Raw genomic sequence first — 13,718 nt, 5'->3', positions numbered from 1 at the left:
GTATAGGCTCCGCCGCCCACGCCGGAATAAGCTCCGCCGTCGACGCCGGAATAGGCACCGCCCCCCACGCCTGTGTATAAACCGCCGCCAACTCCGGTGTAGAGGCCGCCACCGACACCACTGTAATTGTCTCTGGGCCATATATTTGAGGAAGCCATCACCGCAGCATATCCAGTGACAACGACAATTTTGCATTGTGCCGCACGACGTTTGATTCCAGGCTGCGGACAGTTACGGCGTTTTGAGCTGAACCGAGGGGATTCGCGGAGTTCTTCCCCCGACATGCCCAGAGTGCAGGGAAAATGTCTTGGTAGTGGGTGAGGAGTGGCGCATGACAACGCGCTCCCAGCCGTACTGGCGGACGCCCTCGACGGCGAAGCTCGGCCGCAGAGCCCATTCCCATGGACGAAGCAGCCTTGGCTCGACCAAATGCACGATCTTCCGGACGTGCTGCCTCTTCTCGACCGTCTCCCCGAGCGGATGAGCCGGCAGTAAACCCTCGGTGCGGTCTCAGTACTGCGGCCCAACCGGGTCAGATCAGTGACTGTCAGGACGTTCCCGGGCTGTAGGTAGTCGCCAGAATGGGCTGCTGTATTCGACGCACCACATGACTCTTACGGTGCGCCGCGCAAGCTTGTCGGTGAGCCATGCCAGACTCGTGGCAGAGACATTCGCGATTCTCTAACTAAGACGCACTTTTTTTGGGGGAACCACTTGATCGCCAGAGTCCGCATCCGCGGCTACCGGAAGTTTAGAGCACTCGACTTCCGGCCCCACCCGACGTTCAACATCCTCGTCGGGAACAATCAGGCAGGGAAGTCGACTCTTCTGGAAGCCATTGGAATGGCAGTGACCGGCCGGATCAACGGCCGCACAGTCTCCGAGGAACTGAACCCGTACTGGTTTCACGCCCAGACCGTGGCAGAGTATCTCGCGGCACGTGCTCGGGGGGAGAATCCGCCGCCACCCGAGATCTTCATCGAGATAACCCTCCAGGAGCGATCCGACTTCGCCCCTCTCATCGGCGCCGATGATCTCGACAAGCCAAGCGATCACGCTCCCGGCGTGCGCCTACGCATTCGACTCAACCCGGAGTACCGGGACGAATTCGACGCGTACGTCGCTGAACCCGGAACGAAACTGCTACCGACGGAGTACTTCACTGTCGACTGGCGTTCGTTCCAGGGAAACCACCTGACTCAGCGGCCGCGTGCTCTCGCCGTCGCCCTCATCGATTCCCGAACTGTCCGCTCAACGGCAGGGGTGGATTATCACCTGCGACAGGTCATAGGGGATAACCTCAGCAACGAGGAACATGCGGCGGTTTCAGCTGCGTTCCGTAAGGTCAAAGAAAATATGACCGCCGAACATCTCGGCGACGTCAACGCGAAACTCGCAGCCACCGACGAGCTCCTCGATGGCGGCCACGTGGCACTGGCAATGGACCACTCGTCCCGCACGTCGTGGGACAGCAGCGTGATCCCGCACGTTGACGACGTTCCATTCCTCCTAGCCGGGCACGGACAACAAGCGGTGACGAAGATCGTCCTCGCAATGCGCCGCCATGCGAACGAAGCCGGCGCTGTCATGATCGAAGAACCCGAGAATCACCTGTCACACACAAACTTGAACGTGCTGCTGGACCGCATTGACGCCTTGAGCCACGACGACCAGCAGGTCTTCGTCTCAACTCACAGCTCTTTTGTCCTCAACCGACTCGGTCTCAGCAGGCTCCGACTCGTGTCTGACGGCGACGTCCGACCATTCGTCGACCTCTCTGGGGACACTGTTGAATACTTCCGGAAACTCCCCGGATTCGACACCCTCCGCCTCGTTCTGGCTCAACGGGTGGTGCTGGTCGAGGGGCCATCGGACGAAATCCTGTTTGAACGGTTCTATCGGGATAGGTGGCACTGCCGCCCAATCGACGACGGCATCGAGGTGTTCTCCATGCGCGGGCTGTCACATCGCCGGTTCCTGGAACTGGCGAAACTCGTAGGCAAGCGCTGCGTTATCCTCAGCGATAACGATGGCCGTACCCAGACCGAAATCGACGACGCCCGCACCGACCTCGGCGACCTACTCAACGAAGACCGGGTGCTGCTCTTCGGCGACGTCACACATGGGCGAACCCTCGAGCCGCAGGTCATAAACGCCAATGATGCCACCACATTACGGGCCATTTTGGGAACGCCCCGCGCAAACCTTGAAACCTGGATGGGCAATAACAAGACCGACGCGGCCTTAAAGATATTCTCGTCAGCAACGACCATTACACCTCCTTCGTATTTCACCGAAGCCCTGGAGTTCATCCATGCCAGTCGGAGGTGAACTCGTTCTCGCCGTGGCGGGATCGCGGAAAACGCAGAGCATCGTCGAGGCGTGTGCCGCCGCCTCGCAGGGGCAGCGAATCCTCGTTCTCACGTTCACTCTTAACAATCAGGCAGAACTACGTCGACGAGTGACCGAAGCGAATCCGACCGCCGACGTAGAAGTGTCTGGATGGTTCACGTTCCTCATCGGCCAATTCATCCGCCCTTATCTTCCGTTCCTGTTTCCGGGCCAGGACCTTAACGGCCTCGATGACAAGAGCCTGTACCAGGAGCGAGTGCCTGTGACAGCACGGGGACGATACTTCACCCAATCAGATCTACTGCGCGCGGTTCACGCCGCGCACCTGGCAACTCTCCTGATCGAGGCATCGCGTTCGCTCCCAATACGCCGACTGGAAGCCATCTACGATCATGTCTACATCGACGAGGTGCAGGACCTGGGCGGGTACGACTTGGAAGTCCTGGATGCTCTGCTGCGCTCCACCGTTCCGTTAACAATGGTGGGGGACGTACGACAGGCGGTCGTCGCGACTAGCCCATTAGAACGGAAGCACAAGCAGTATAAGAACATGCAGGTGTGGAACTGGTTCCGCCGCCAAGAGGCAGCCGGCAGACTGGTCATCACGCATCGGTCGGAAACGTGGCGGTGCCGACCTGAAATCGCCGCGTTCGCCGACTCGCTTTTCGACAGCGGCTGGGCGTTCCCGAAAACAGTGTCATTGAATGCGACCACTACAGGCCATGACGGCGTGTTTCTCGTGCGAACTGCAGACGTCGTGGCGTACGTCGAAGGGTTCGCCCCGCAGAATCTGCGTTGGGGTGCCAATTCCTGGAAAAGCCACGATCACTTAAATTTTATGAACTTCGGCGCCGCCAAGGGACTTACACGTGAACGAGTGCTGATCTTTCCGACAGACAAGATGCAGAGGCTGCTCCAGAGGGGAACGCCGCTGGAGGACCTAGCAGCGGCGAAGCTATACGTCGGAGTGACTCGTGCTGAGCAGAGCGTCGCGTTCGTACTCGATGAGGCTGGAGACAGCCAACACCCGTATTGGCGGAGGGTGGATTAGGTCGTCCCTAGCGTCATGAGATTTGAACTTCAGCTGGGCCTAACTGGCCGCTGAGTATCGTCCCTTCCAAATCCGCGGCACGACGAATGTCTCGAAACCCTTGGGATACGAGACGTCTAACCGACCGGGCGACTGCTGGGGCAGCACAATTCTCATATTTCGCGGAATGGTGTGGGGTCGTCCGTGGCTGGCGATTCTCGTAACTATGTCTCGAATCTTTCTGGCTGAATCGGTGTGTTCATCGCCAGTTACGAGACACATACGAGAGGCCTATGACGGGGCTTATCGGCTACGCACGTGTTTCGACGCGGCAGCAGGTGGTCCTGCTGGCCGCCGGCGGCATATGACGCGATGACCTCTACATTGATCGCGGCGCGCTCGGGGCGCGGGTCTCACGTCCACACTTCGATCGCCCACTCCGGGCGCTGATCGACGGAGACAACCTCGTTATGAGGACGCTGGATCGGCTTTGGCGATACACCCTGGACATGCTCGCCTTCGCTAACGAACTGCACCGCCGGGCTGCGGGCCGACGCGTCCTGAACCTCGGCGGTGGCGCCGTCGGCCACACCAGGGGATCACAGAATGCCGCCGCAGAGCGATCAAATCCCCATTTCCGGCCGGCATTCTTCAGCGGTGGTTGAACTCCGGCTGCCGCTTCTCGGTGAAGGCGGCCATGCCTTCCTTTTGGTCCGCGGTGGCAAAGAGTGAATGGAACACACGCCGTTCAAACAGCACGCCCTGGGCGAGGCCGGTCTCGAAGGCCGCGTTCACGGCTTCCTTGGCCACCATCGCCACAGGCTTGGACTTGGAGGCAATCACGGCGGCGGCCTTCAGGGCCTCGTCGACGACGTCGGCGGCCGGAACAACCCGGGACACGAGGCCCGCGCGTTCGGCTTCCCCGGCGTCCATGAACCGGCCGGTCAGGATCATGTCCATGGCTTTGGACTTTCCTACGGCGCGCGTGAGGCGCTGCGAGCCGCCCATGCCGGGAAGCACGCCGAGGTTGATTTCCGGCTGGCCGAACTTGGCGTTGTCCCCTGCGATGATGAAGTCGCACATCATCGCCAGTTCACAGCCGCCGCCCAGGGCGAAGCCGGACACGGCGGCGATCACGGGAATTCGGAGCCGGGTGAAGTCCTCCCAGCCGCGGAACCAGTCCGCCGCGTACATGTCCATGTAGCCCTTGGACTGCATTTCCTTGATGTCCGCGCCGGCCGCGAACGCCTTCGCCGACCCGGTCACCACCACGGCCCCCACGTCCGGGTCCGTGTCCATCACGGTGACGGCCTGTACGACCTCGTCCATGGTGGCCTTGTTGAGGGCGTTCAGGGCTTCGGGCCGGTTGAGGGTCACGAGGCCCACGCGGCCGCGGCGCTCGACCAGGATGTTCGCGTACTGTTCGGTCATGCGGGTTCCTCCGGCTGGTGTTCCGACTTTTCACGGATATCGGTGATGATGCCGGAGAAATCCCGGGCGGCACCACCCTCCGCGGCAAACGTATCGTAAATTTCCGAGGCGAGCGGGCCGAGCCGGGCCGCGACGCCGGTGCTTTGGAGCGCGTTGAGGGCCAACTTGAGGTCCTTGGCCATCAGCGCTCCGGCGAACCCGGGCTGGTAGTCCCGGTTGGCGGGGCTGGCCGGGACCGGGCCCGGCACGGGGCAGTTGGTGGTCAGCGCCCAGCACTGCCCCGAGGCGGCGGAGGCGACGTCGAACAGCGCCTGGTGGGTCAGGCCGAGCTTCTCGCCGAGCACAAAGGCCTCGCTGACGGCGATCATGGAGACGCCCAGGATCATGTTGTTGCAGATCTTGGCCGCCTGCCCGGCGCCGTGGGCGCCGCAGTGGACCACCCGCTTGCCCATGACGTCCAGCAGCGGCCGGACGGCCTCGAAATCCTCCGGGAGGGCGCCGACCATGAACGTCAGTGTGCCTGCCTCGGCCCCGACGACTCCGCCGGACACCGGGGCGTCGACGGCACGGTGCCCGGCCGCCACGGCAAGTTCCGCGGCCTCGCGCGCCTCGTCCACGTTGATCGTGGAACAGTCCAGGAACATGGTCCCCGGGGCGGCCACCTCCAGCAGGCCGGGGGCACCGTCGGTGCCGCGGTAGGCGTCCAGGAGGTGCCGGCCGCTGGGCAGCATGGTCAGCACGACGCCGGCGCCCGCCGCGGCTTCGGCGGCCGTCCCGGCGGTCGGGATGCCGTGCTCCCGGGCGGCGTCCAGCGCGGCGGGCACGACGTCGAAACCGGTCACCGCATAGCCGGCTCTGACCAGGTTGACGGCCATCGGGCCGCCCATGTGGCCGAGGCCCAGGAACGCGATGGTGCCTGTTTCGGCCGGCGCCGGTGCCGAGGATGCTGCTTCAGACATTGTCCTTCTCCTGGTCCTTTTCCTCGTCCCTCTCCCGCGGAGAGAGCCTCAGTTCGCGGCCGCCGAGCGGGGCGAAGTAGCCCGCGACGTCGTCGCCGGTGACCTCCGCCAGGGTGGCGGGCTTCCAACGGGGGCTGCGGTCCTTGTCCACCACCTGGGCCCGGATCCCTTCGCGGAAATCCGGGCCGGCGAGGAAATGCACGCCGACGCGGTATTCCTGCTCCAGCGCCTGCGCCAGGCTGAGCCCGCGTACCCGGCGCAGGGATTCGAGCGCCACTTTCACGGCCGTCGGTGATTTCGCCGTGATGGTCTCGGCGGCCTCGGCGGCTGCTTCTCCCCCAAAAGTGCGCAGCCGGCGGACGATCTCGCCGGCGTCGTCACTGGAGTAGCAGACGTCGATCCAGTCGCGCTGTTCCGCGAGGACAGATGCCGGCGCCGGCGCGGTGAAGCGTCCGACGGCGGTCTCCGCGGGTTCGGTCTCAAGCGCCGCCGCCAGCTCCGGCAGCAGCTCCGAGGGCACGAAGTGGTCGGCGAGGCCCAGGAACAGCGCGTCCGCACCGCTCAGGTGGGCGCCGGTCAGCGCCGCGTGCGTGCCGGTCTCCCCCGGTGCGCGGGAGAGCAGCAGGGTGCCGCCGACGTCGGGCACGAACCCGATGGTCGTTTCGGGCATGCCGGTGCGGGTACGTTCGGTGACGATCCGTACCGAGCCGTGCGCGGAGATGCCCACTCCCCCGCCCAGGACCAGCCCGTCCATGAAGGCCACGTAGGGCTTGGGGTAGTCGGCGATCAACAGGTTGAGCCGGTATTCGACAGCCCAGAAGTCCGCCGTGGCGTCCCCGCCGTCGAGCATGTCCTGATAGATGGCCACGATATCGCCGCCGGCGCAGAGGCCCCGGTCGCCGGCGCCGCGGACCAGGACCGCCGCGACGGCGTCGTCCTCCGCCCAGAGCGCCAGCTGGTCCAGCATCGCGGCCGCCATCCCTGCAGTGAGGGCGTTGACGGCCTTGGGCCGGTTGAGGGTCACAATGCCGAGCCTGCCGCGCCGTTCAAACAGGACCTCGTCATTGACGGCTCCGCCGTTCGCTGCCCCGCCGGCCGTTCCCCGCGCCGGCTCCGCCGCCATCAGCTGCCTTCCGGCATGACGAAGCTGGCGCCCTGGCGGATACCCGAAGGCCAGCGGGTGGTGACCGTCTTGGTCTTGGTGTAGAAGCGGAAGGCGTCGGCGCCGTGCTGGTTGAGGTCGCCGAACCCGGACGCCTTCCAGCCGCCGAAGGTGTAGTAGGCGATCGGCACGGGGATGGGGACGTTGATGCCCACCATGCCCACTTGGACCCGGCTGGCGAAGTCGCGGGCGGCGTCGCCGTCGCGGGTGAAGATGGCCACGCCGTTGCCGAACTCGTGTTCGCTGCAGAGCCGGAGGGCCTCGTCGTAGTCCTCGGCCCGGAGCACGCTAAGCACGGGGCCGAAGATCTCCTCCTTGTAGATCTTCATGTCCTTGGTGACGTTGTCGAACAGGGTGGGGCCCACCCAGAAGCCGCCGTCGTAGCCCTCGACCTTCAGTCCGCGGCCGTCGGTAAGCAGGCTGGCGCCTTCCTCCACGCCGGAGGCGATGTAGCCTTCGATCCGTTCCTTGGCCGAGGCCGCCACCACCGGGCCGAAGTCCGAGTCCTTGGCGAGGCTGTGGCCCACCTTGAGGCCGGCAATGCGCTCCTGCAGCTTCGCGACGAGGGCGTCGCCGGTCTTCCGGCCTACCGGGACGGCCACCGAAATGGCCATGCAGCGCTCCCCCGCGGAGCCGAAGCCGGCCCCGATCAGGGCATCCGCGGCCATGTCCAGGTCCGCGTCCGGCATGATCACCATGTGGTTCTTGGCCCCGCCGAAGCACTGGGCGCGTTTGCCGTTCGCGGCGGCCGTGGCGTAAATGTACTGGGCGATGGGCGTGGACCCGACGAAGCCGATGGCCTGGACCCGGGGATCCTCCAGCAGCGCATCGACGGCGGTCTTGTCGCCGTTGACCACGTTGAACACGCCGTCCGGCAGGCCTGCCTCGGTGAAGAGCTCGGCCAGGCGCAGCGGCACGGAGGGGTCCCGTTCGGAGGGCTTGAGGATGAAGGCGTTGCCGGCGGCGAGGGCCGGCCCGGACTTCCACAGCGGGATCATGGCGGGGAAGTTGAACGGCGTGATGCCGGCGACCACGCCGAGCGGCTGGCGCATGGAGTGCACGTCAATGCCGGCTCCGGCGCTGTCGGAGAACTCGCCCTTGAGCAGGTGCGGGGCGCCGGCGGCGAACTCCACCACCTCGATGCCGCGCTGGATGTCGCCCTTGGCGTCCAGGAAAGTCTTGCCGTGCTCGGAGGAAAGCAGCGTGGCGAGCTCGTCCATGTTCTCGTTGACCAGGTCCACGAACTTCAGCAGGATCCGGCCGCGCCGCTGCGGGTTCATGGCGGCCCATTCGAGCTGGCCCTTTTCCGCGCTGGCAATGACATTGCCGACTTCCTCCGCGCTGGCCAGCGGCAGCCGGGCCTGGACCTCGCCGGTGCAAGGATCGTACACATCGCTGAACCGGCCGGAGGTGCCGTCCACCCGCTGCCCGTCAATGTAATGGGATAGCTCTCGAACCATGACCTAATGCTCCTTTGCATGTGACCCAGATCATCTCTCCAGCCGAATATACTCGGACTTCCTACTAATTTCCAGAGGACCGGGAGGCGGCTGCCGCTTCGCCTGGTGGCCAAGTTCGGTAAGTTAGGGACTGTGAAGATTGCTACCTGGAATGTGAACTCGCTCCGCGCCCGCGCCGACCGCGTGGAGGCCTGGCTTCAGCGCACCGACTGTGACGTCCTGGCCATTCAGGAAACGAAGTGCAAGGACGAGAACTTCCCGTGGGAGCTGTTCGAAAACATGGGCTACGAGGTGGCCCACTTCGGACTGAGCCAGTGGAACGGGGTGGCGATCGCTTCCCGGGTGGGGCTCGACGACGTCGAACGCACCTTCCTGGACCAGCCCGTGTTCGGCAAGAATGGTAAGGACGCGGTGCAGGAGGCCCGGGCCATCGGCGCCACCTGCGGCGGCATCCGGGTCTGGAGCCTCTACGTCCCCAATGGCCGGGCCCTGGACGATGAGCATATGCCGTACAAACTCAGCTGGCTCGACACCCTGAAGACCCACGCCGGCAGCTGGGTCAAGGAAGACCCGCAGGCGCAGATCGCACTGATGGGCGATTTCAATATCGCGCCCCAGGACGAGGACGTCTGGGACATCGACTACTTCCGCTCCGAGGGCCTGACCCACGTCAGCGAGCCCGAGCGCGCCGCCTTCCATGCCTTCGAAGAGGCCGGCTTCCAGGACGTCGTCCGCCCGCACACCCCGGGTCCTGGCGTCTACACCTACTGGGATTACACGCAGCTCCGCTTCCCGAAGAAGGAAGGAATGCGGATCGATTTCATTCTCGCCTCCCCGGCGCTGGCCGCGCGGGTGACCGGCGCGATGATCGACCGCGAGGAGCGCAAGGGCAAGGGCGCCTCGGACCACGCCCCGGTGATTGCGGAACTGGCGGACTGATGACTGCCGCCCAGGGAAACGTCGTGATCCCATGACGGGGAACATTTACCGCGGCCAGGTCGGGCTGCCGTTCTCCTCCGCGCTCCGGATCTACGAACCCCTCGGGGCGTTCCCGGAGGCGCAGCAGGAATCCCTGAAGGCAGCCGGCGCACGGCAGGCGTCCCGCGCGGCCGTGGAAAATGCCGAGCTGCTGGCATCCCTGGGCCGCATCACCCGCTCCGACGGCGACCCGTTCCCCACCGGCCGGACGGACCTGGTGCGCGTGGTCCCGGCCGCGGCCAAACTGGCGCCGGGAGGCGCTGGACACGATGGCGCCGGGACCACCGGCTCCGCGGAGTCCGGCACAGGTTCCGCCGGTGCCGGTGCTGCCGCCGCGGGCGCCGACCGGCTGCTGTACTGCCCCAGCCAGTTGGTGCTGCGGGCGGGGCTGGCCGCCAACGCGCTGATGGAGGGCATTCACGGGCCGCTGGCCCAGCTCCTGATCCCGGAAGAACAGCGGGACAAGCACCAGGAACGCATCGATGAGGTGCGGGCCCAGGACGGCGTGAGCCGGGTCCACACCCGGGCGTCCACGTGGGGCATTCCGTTCAGCTGGTTCTGCCTGTTCCAGGAATCGGACCCCACCGACGTCGTCGAATCCGAGGGCCACATCGTTACGGTCCGCATCCGGGCCGGTATCGGCAAGGCGCTCGAGCGCGTGAGCTACGCGGTGGCGCACCTGGCCATCGCCGCACCCGATCTGGACATGCTCGAGGACCTGACCCAGCTCGCGGAGTGGCTCGAACTCTTCCACCCCGATTCCGTCGTGGAACTCGACTACGGCGCGGTAGCGGACAAGGTCTACCCCGACGATTCACCGCTGGACGTGCGCCTGGGCATCGAATGCCTGGCCGAAGGCGACATGACCGGGGCTGCCGCGGCCTACCGCCGGCTGGCCTCCCGTTGGGTGCCGATCCGGCAGTTGGCCCGCGCCTCCTAAGCGCTACGCGGGCCGGGCGGCTGCACGGCCCGGCGGCGCCGTCGTCCTGCGCACAATCAGCCGGTGCGGTGCGACCGCGGACTGCACGGAGCCGGCGATGCCGTCGAGCTCGTCAAGCAGCATCCTGGTGCCGAGCTCGGCCTGTTCGTCCGGGCGCTGCCCGACCGTGGTGAGACCCATGGCGTCGGCGAAGTCGTGGTCGTCGATGCCGATCACCGACAGGTCCTCCGGTACCCGCACTCCGGCCGCGTTGGCTTCGAAAATGACGCCCATGGCCATTTCGTCCGAAGCGCAGAAGATTGCCGTGGGCTTGGAGCCGTTCGCGGACCAGAGGCGGCGGAACGCTTCCTGGCCGCTGCGCACGGTGAAGTCGCCCCACTCGTCCCATTCGGGCCGGACGGGCAACCCGGCTTCCCGCATGATGTCCTGGAACGCCTGGATCCGGACCCGGGGGACGTCGAAATTCAGGTCGGTTTCGTCGTCGCCGTGCAGCAGGGCGATGTCCGTGTGGCCCAGGCCGATCAGGTGGCGGACCGCCGTGGCGGCCGCGGCGTAGTCGTCGATGCCGATGTAGGGGCACTCCTCGACATGGCCGCCCACGACCACCAGCGGAATATCGATCTTCTGGAGGTGATCGATCTCCTCATGGGTCAGCGCCATACAGAGCACCAGCAGGGCGTCGATCTGCTTATAGACCATGGTCTTGCTGAAGAGCCGTTCACGGTGGCTGCCGTGGCCGCCGAGGTTGAAGAGCGAGAGGTTGTACTGGCGGGCATGCAGTTCACGGTCCGCGCCCTCGATGGCCTTGGAGAAGAACCAGCGGCTGACGAACGGGGCCAGCACGCCGATGGTCTTGGTCCGGCCCGTCGCCAGGCCGGACGCCGACGACGACGCGACGTATCCAAGGTTCTCGGCAATCGCGAGGATTTTCTCCCGCGTCGCCGGGGACACGCGGGGCAGTCCCCGGACGGCCCGGGAAACGGTGGCCGTGGAAACCCCGGCCGCAGCGGCGACGTCCTCAATGCTGACGCCGGAGTGGCCGCCCCGCTGCGCCCTTTCGGATGTCCGTGCCACGTCTGTCCCCTTGCTGATGGTCCGCGGGAAGGCCGGCCGCAGGCATGCTGCGTCCCGCCTTCCCGCGGCAGTTCAATCGTCCTGCCTGCGGCTGCCTAGCGGCGCCGGGTGGCGGTGCGGCCAGGCAGTCTGCGGCGCAGCCTGATCATGCCGTAGAGGGCCAGCAGTGCTGCCAGGAGCCCGAGGGCCCAGCCGAGGGCGTCCTGGGCGGTGACTTCCATCCACACGGTGATGATCAACAGCACCATAGCCCAGAAGCCGATGAACCCGATGATGATGTCGAAGTCCTCGCCCGAACGCACCTTCCGGCGCGAAGCCGGCACGTGGCCCTGGTTGTCGTTGTCGTTGTTGTTGTTGACCTGCCCGGTCATGGCGCCGTCTTCCCTGGCCGGGGCCGTCATTTGACGGCGCCGGCGGTGAGGCCCGCGACGATCTTGCGCTGGAACACCAGGACCAGGATGACCAGCGGGATGGTCACGATGGTGCCCGCGGCCATGATCGCGGTGTACGGGATCTGGTTGGGCTGGGCGCCGGCGAAGCTGGCGATGGCCACGGTGACCGGCTGGGTGGCGTCGGAGGAGAGCTGGCTGGCGATGAGGAATTCATTCCAGGAGGAGATGAACGCCAGGATGGCCGTGGTGAAGATGGCCGGCGCGGCCAGCGGCATGATGACCCGCCGGAACGCCTGCCCCTGGGTGCAGCCGTCCACCCGGGCCGATTCTTCCAGCTCCCACGGCATTTCGCGGAAGAAGGAGGTCATGGTGTAGACGGTCAGCGGNAGCACGAACGAGATGTTCGGGATGATCAGGGCCTGGTAGGTGCCCATCCAGCCGATGTTCGTGAAGAGCTGGAACAGCGGCGTGATGAGGGCGACGCCGGGGAACATCGAGGCTCCCAGGATGAAGCCGAGCACGAGGTACTTGAACCGGAAGTTCAGCCGGGCCAGCGCGTACGCGGCGAACACGCCGATCAGCAGCGACACCAGGGTCACGACGGTGCCGATGAAGAGGCTGTTGAGCAGGGCCTGGCCGAAGTGGTTGCCGAACGAGGTGTCGAAGGCTGTNTTGAAGTTGTCCAGCGTGATGTGGGTCGGGACCAGGGTGGTGTCGTAGGTGTAGCCGACGTCGCGGAACGCGGTCACGACCATCCAGTAGGCCGGGGCCAGACACCAGATGAGGATCACGGCCGCNCTGAGGTAGGTGCGGGCGTGGGCCCACTTTTCGCGGTTCCGGGCCGCCTGGCGCCCCCGGTCCTGTGCGGCGCGGAGTTCGGTCGCGGCGCTCGTTGCGGCGGTCATTTCTTCCCCTTACCTGTCCCGGTCTGNTGCTCCACGACGTTCGCTCCNAGGAAGCGGACGAAGATGAAAGCGACCAGGAAGATGATGATGAATGTGATGGTGGACAGGGCCGCGGCCGCGTTGAAGCCCTGCCTGATCTGGTTGATGACCAGGATGGAAAGCGTGGTGGTGTTGTTCGCCCCGCCGGTGAGGATGTAGGGCAGGTCGAACATGCGCAGCGCGTCCAGGGTGCGGAACAGGATNGCGACCATCAGGGCCGGCTTGACCAGCGGCAGGGTGATCATCCGGAACCGCTGCCAGGCCGTGGCNCCATCGACCTTGGCCGCCTCGTANACNTCNGCGGGGATCATCTGCAGGCCGGCGAGGATCAGCAGCGCCATGAACGGCGTGGTNTTCCAGACGTCGGCGATGATGACCGCCCACCGGGCCGGCCANTCGCTGCCGGTCCANAGGATGGTGGTGTTGAANAGCTTGTTGCCGATGCCTTCGAAGGCGAAGATGAACAGCCACAGCTTGGCGGTCACGGCGGTGGGGATGGCCCACGGNACCAGNACGGCGGCGCGGACCAGGCTGCGGCCCCGGAAGGCCCGTGCCATGATGACGGCCATCCAGAACCCGAGGACCGTTTCCAGGCCCACGGTCACGATGGTGAAGAAGAAAGTGGTGCCGGTGGCGGACCAGAACTGCGCGCCCAGGGTGCCGGGCGGGCAGTCNACGGTTCCGCCNTCCGGGGCCGGGCACTGCTGGAACAGCCAGTTGTAATAGTTCGAGAAGCCGGCCGGACCGCCTTCGACGAACAGACCCGTGGCCGGGTCCAGCCCGGCGTCCTTCTGGAACGACATCACCACGGCGGTGATGATCGGGTAGACGATCACCACGGACAAGGCGATGATGGTCGGCGCCAGCAGCCAGGCTGCCCAGCGCCCCTGCGTCGCGATGCGGTTGTCCTCACCCACACCCTTGGGGCCGTGGTGGATCGGGGCCCCGCCCGACGCCGGTGCCTTGACCGACGTCGGGCCCAGTTCGGTTGCCATG

At 65.7% G+C, this 13,718-nt stretch carries 13 protein-coding genes; 5 read left to right on the top strand and 8 right to left on the bottom strand.

Annotated elements, in window-relative coordinates; genetic code table 11:
- The first annotated feature begins 714 nt into the window (after window positions 1-714).
- From CFN17_RS08775 to CFN17_RS08765, 3 genes are all read left to right on the top strand, one after another.
- On the top strand, window positions 715-2,331 hold the full coding sequence (locus CFN17_RS08775; RefSeq protein WP_208751021.1) for an ATP-dependent endonuclease: 1,617 nt from the start codon (window positions 715-717) through the stop codon (window positions 2,329-2,331).
- Between the two features lie 130 nt (window positions 2,332-2,461).
- Entirely contained in the window at window positions 2,462-3,403 is a 942-nt protein-coding gene (locus tag CFN17_RS08770; RefSeq protein WP_395926680.1) for a UvrD-helicase domain-containing protein, read from the top strand.
- 362 nt (window positions 3,404-3,765) lie between these two features.
- Window positions 3,766-4,047 (top strand): recombinase family protein, encoded by a 282-nt coding sequence (locus tag CFN17_RS08765; protein WP_315968664.1) that lies wholly within the window; start codon window positions 3,766-3,768, stop codon window positions 4,045-4,047.
- Here the strand turns inward: CFN17_RS08765 and CFN17_RS08760 are convergent.
- From CFN17_RS08760 to CFN17_RS08745, 4 genes are read right to left on the bottom strand one after another with little or no spacing between them, the layout of a single operon-like run.
- Complete coding sequence (locus CFN17_RS08760) at window positions 4,034-4,813, bottom strand: enoyl-CoA hydratase (RefSeq protein WP_208751019.1); 780 nt, start codon at window positions 4,811-4,813, stop codon at window positions 4,034-4,036. The two genes, CFN17_RS08765 and CFN17_RS08760, sit on opposite strands and share 14 nt — an antisense overlap.
- A complete protein-coding gene (gene mmsB / locus CFN17_RS08755) occupies window positions 4,810-5,772 on the bottom strand; it encodes a 3-hydroxyisobutyrate dehydrogenase (protein WP_208751018.1) in 963 nt (320 codons plus the stop codon). The genes CFN17_RS08760 and mmsB overlap by 4 nt, the downstream gene beginning before the upstream one ends.
- Window positions 5,765-6,895: an enoyl-CoA hydratase/isomerase family protein gene (locus CFN17_RS08750; protein ID WP_208751017.1), complete on the bottom strand. Its 1,131-nt coding sequence runs from the start codon at window positions 6,893-6,895 to the stop codon at window positions 5,765-5,767. Before CFN17_RS08750 ends, mmsB begins: the two co-directional genes overlap by 8 nt.
- On the bottom strand, window positions 6,895-8,394 hold the full coding sequence (locus tag CFN17_RS08745) for a CoA-acylating methylmalonate-semialdehyde dehydrogenase (protein WP_208751016.1): 1,500 nt from the start codon (window positions 8,392-8,394) through the stop codon (window positions 6,895-6,897). The genes CFN17_RS08750 and CFN17_RS08745 overlap by 1 nt, the downstream gene beginning before the upstream one ends.
- 132 nt (window positions 8,395-8,526) lie before the next feature.
- On the opposite strand from CFN17_RS08745, the gene CFN17_RS08740 reads away from it, so the two are divergent.
- Entirely contained in the window at window positions 8,527-9,333 is an 807-nt protein-coding gene (locus tag CFN17_RS08740; RefSeq protein WP_208751015.1) for an exodeoxyribonuclease III, read from the top strand.
- Window positions 9,334-9,364: 31 nt separating this feature from the next.
- Window positions 9,365-10,312 carry a hypothetical protein gene (locus CFN17_RS08735; protein ID WP_208751014.1) on the top strand — a complete coding sequence of 316 codons (948 nt, stop codon included), beginning with the start codon at window positions 9,365-9,367 and terminating at the stop codon, window positions 10,310-10,312.
- A 3-nt stretch (window positions 10,313-10,315) separates the two neighbouring features.
- On the opposite strand, the gene CFN17_RS08730 is transcribed toward CFN17_RS08735, so the two are convergent.
- The 4 genes from CFN17_RS08730 to CFN17_RS08715 form a co-directional block, all read right to left on the bottom strand.
- Window positions 10,316-11,386, bottom strand: coding sequence for a LacI family DNA-binding transcriptional regulator (locus CFN17_RS08730; RefSeq protein WP_208751013.1), 1,071 nt, complete (start codon window positions 11,384-11,386; stop codon window positions 10,316-10,318).
- A 95-nt stretch (window positions 11,387-11,481) separates the two neighbouring features.
- Window positions 11,482-11,757, bottom strand: coding sequence for a hypothetical protein (locus CFN17_RS08725; protein WP_208751012.1), 276 nt, complete (start codon window positions 11,755-11,757; stop codon window positions 11,482-11,484).
- Window positions 11,758-11,783: 26 nt separating this feature from the next.
- Window positions 11,784-12,683, bottom strand: a complete 900-nt coding sequence (locus CFN17_RS08720) for a carbohydrate ABC transporter permease (protein WP_208751011.1) — start codon at window positions 12,681-12,683, stop codon at window positions 11,784-11,786.
- Entirely contained in the window at window positions 12,680-13,717 is a 1,038-nt protein-coding gene (locus CFN17_RS08715) for a carbohydrate ABC transporter permease (protein ID WP_208751010.1), read from the bottom strand. The genes CFN17_RS08720 and CFN17_RS08715 overlap by 4 nt, the downstream gene beginning before the upstream one ends.
- Window position 13,718: the final 1 nt, after the last annotated feature.

It is taken from the genome of Arthrobacter sp. PM3 (assembly GCF_003352915.1).
In the GTDB taxonomy this organism is placed as follows: Bacteria; Actinomycetota; Actinomycetes; order Actinomycetales; family Micrococcaceae; genus Arthrobacter.
This window is presented reverse-complemented; position numbering and strand designations above follow the sequence as displayed.

What these genes read in the sequence shown, in the direction of transcription:
- CFN17_RS08760 (WP_208751019.1), bottom strand. Translation starts at nt 4,813, where the DNA reads ATGACCGAACAGTACGCGAACATCCTGGTCGAGCGCCGCGGCCGCGTG.
- mmsB (WP_208751018.1), bottom strand. Translation starts at nt 5,772, where the DNA reads ATGTCTGAAGCAGCATCCTCGGCACCGGCGCCGGCCGAAACAGGCACC.
- CFN17_RS08750 (WP_208751017.1), bottom strand. Translation starts at nt 6,895, where the DNA reads ATGGCGGCGGAGCCGGCGCGGGGAACGGCCGGCGGGGCAGCGAACGGC.
- CFN17_RS08745 (WP_208751016.1), bottom strand. Translation starts at nt 8,394, where the DNA reads ATGGTTCGAGAGCTATCCCATTACATTGACGGGCAGCGGGTGGACGGC.
- CFN17_RS08735 (WP_208751014.1), top strand. Translation starts at nt 9,365, where the DNA reads ATGACGGGGAACATTTACCGCGGCCAGGTCGGGCTGCCGTTCTCCTCC.
- CFN17_RS08725 (WP_208751012.1), bottom strand. Translation starts at nt 11,757, where the DNA reads ATGACCGGGCAGGTCAACAACAACAACGACAACGACAACCAGGGCCAC.